At 65.1% G+C, this 1,688-nt stretch carries 3 protein-coding genes; 1 reads left to right on the forward strand and 2 read right to left on the reverse strand.

Features of this window, described 5'->3' with window-relative positions; translation table 11 throughout:
• The coding region (locus EN780_RS41435; protein ID WP_281035401.1) for a type IV secretory system conjugative DNA transfer family protein at positions 1-558 on the reverse strand (558 nt) is incomplete at its 3' end.
• Positions 486-1,325: a type IV secretory system conjugative DNA transfer family protein gene (locus EN780_RS41440; RefSeq protein ID WP_281035402.1), complete on the reverse strand. Its 840-nt coding sequence runs from the start codon at positions 1,323-1,325 to the stop codon at positions 486-488. The genes EN780_RS41440 and EN780_RS41435, both read right to left, overlap by 73 nt.
• Before the next feature lie 121 nt (positions 1,326-1,446).
• On the opposite strand from EN780_RS41440, the gene EN780_RS33635 reads away from it, so the two are divergent.
• Positions 1,447-1,688 (forward strand): MobA/MobL family protein (locus EN780_RS33635; RefSeq protein ID WP_189556962.1); only part of this gene is annotated, 242 nt, incomplete at its 3' end.

A 1,688-nucleotide genomic window follows, 5' to 3' on the forward strand; every position in this document is an offset into this window, starting at 1 on the left:
CTCGGAGACGGCGCGCGCCTGTTCGAGCGAGCCGATCGCGGCATAGGAACGCCAGGAGGCGCTCTCGAACCAGGATGCTTTGCCGCTTTCGCCCCATTGCTCCCGCAACTGGCCTTCCGACTGGTAGAGCATGACCAGCGAGATGCCGTATTTGCGGCCGGCGTCGCGGGCCCGCGCCAGGGAGTTCATGAAGCCAAGCCGGGCCACCTCATCAAGCAGGAAGACGATACGGCCGCCCGGCAGCACGCCGTCGGCCTCGTAGACGGCGTTGAGCAGCGAGCCGATGACGACCCGGGCAAGGGCGGGCGTCGATTCCAGCACCTGCATCGGAATGTTGACAAAGAGATCGAGCTTGCCCGCAACGAGGTCGGCGGTGCGGAAGCTGTCGTCGGAGACCAGTCTTGCATAGGCGGGATTGGCGAGCCATTCGGTCTGCTCGCTCATATTGCCGTAGACGCCGGAAAACGTCTCGGCAACCAGATCCATCAATTGCCCGGCCAGATGACGGGCACGCGGCGACAAGGAGTGTTCATGGATGCGGGCCAGTTCAGCGCGCATCTTCTTCTCAGGCTGCTCCAGCCGTTCGGCGAGGGTGACGAGGTTGCGCGCCGGTCGTTGCCGAGCGTGCTATCGAAAACGATGTCGGACAAAAGCGTCTCGACGATCGCCTTGCCACGGCCCTCGAAGAAGGCTTTGCCCGAGGCGCTCGCCGGCGCATCGCGCGTGGCGGAGCTCCTTTCGCCGCAGATCCAGTCGACCACCGAACGGATGTCGCCATCGATCAGAGGTGAATCCTTCGCCAACCAGTCGAGCGCATTGAAGCCGCCGGTGCGCTTCATGGGATCGACGGCGATGACGCGCCGACCCATGGCGGTGCGCGCGGCTGTCAGCATCGGCGCCAGTTCCGCGGACGGATCGAGCGTGATGATCGGACCACGATAGCTGAGCAAGGTGGGCACGCAGACGGACACCGTCTTATAGGAACCGGATCCGGCGAAGACGAGGCCATGGGTGCCGCCCCACGACAGATCGAACGTCAGCAGCTGCGCCTTTCCGCCCTTGCCCCAGCTTTTTCGATCGCCGGGGTCGAATTGCTGGCCGCGTCGCGCCGGCACGTCCTGATCGACGCGGTAGGCCTCGCCGATCACCACCCCACCCAGATCTTTCCGCGTCGCTTGCGACCCTGAACGTCCAGCGGCGCCGAAGAGGTTTTTCGCTTCGGCGATGTCCATCCAGTCGGCATGACCAAAGGTGTCGGACGATGCGCGCTCGATCGAGTTTTTTGTCCCTGGCGCGCGCAGCGGCTTGCCGACCAGCGAGCGCAAGCCGGCCATTGTGGCGAGGAAGCCGAGGACGCCGGCGTAGCGCTGCTGATTCTTGCAGACGCAATATGCATTCGGCGAATGCGTGCTTGCGCTTGTGCCGTGGCGATGGCATTCTGCGGGCATGGCCATCGCCTTTGCCCGTGCCCGCTACATCTCCCGCTCGGACGGCGGCAGCGCGGTGCGCTCGGCCGCGTATAATGGCCGCGAGGCGATCAAGGCCGAGCGGACCGGCGAGGTGTTCTATTTTAAGCACCGGGATGCGCCGGAGCATCACGAGGTATTGTTGCCGGAGGGCGCTCCGGCCGCACTGTCCTCCAGCGATGCGCTGTGGAACGCGGCCGAGGCGATGGAGCGGCGCAAGGA

The sequence above is a fragment of the Mesorhizobium sp. M4B.F.Ca.ET.089.01.1.1 genome, from assembly GCF_004022605.1.
Taxonomy (GTDB): Bacteria; Pseudomonadota; Alphaproteobacteria; order Rhizobiales; family Rhizobiaceae; genus Mesorhizobium; species Mesorhizobium abyssinicae.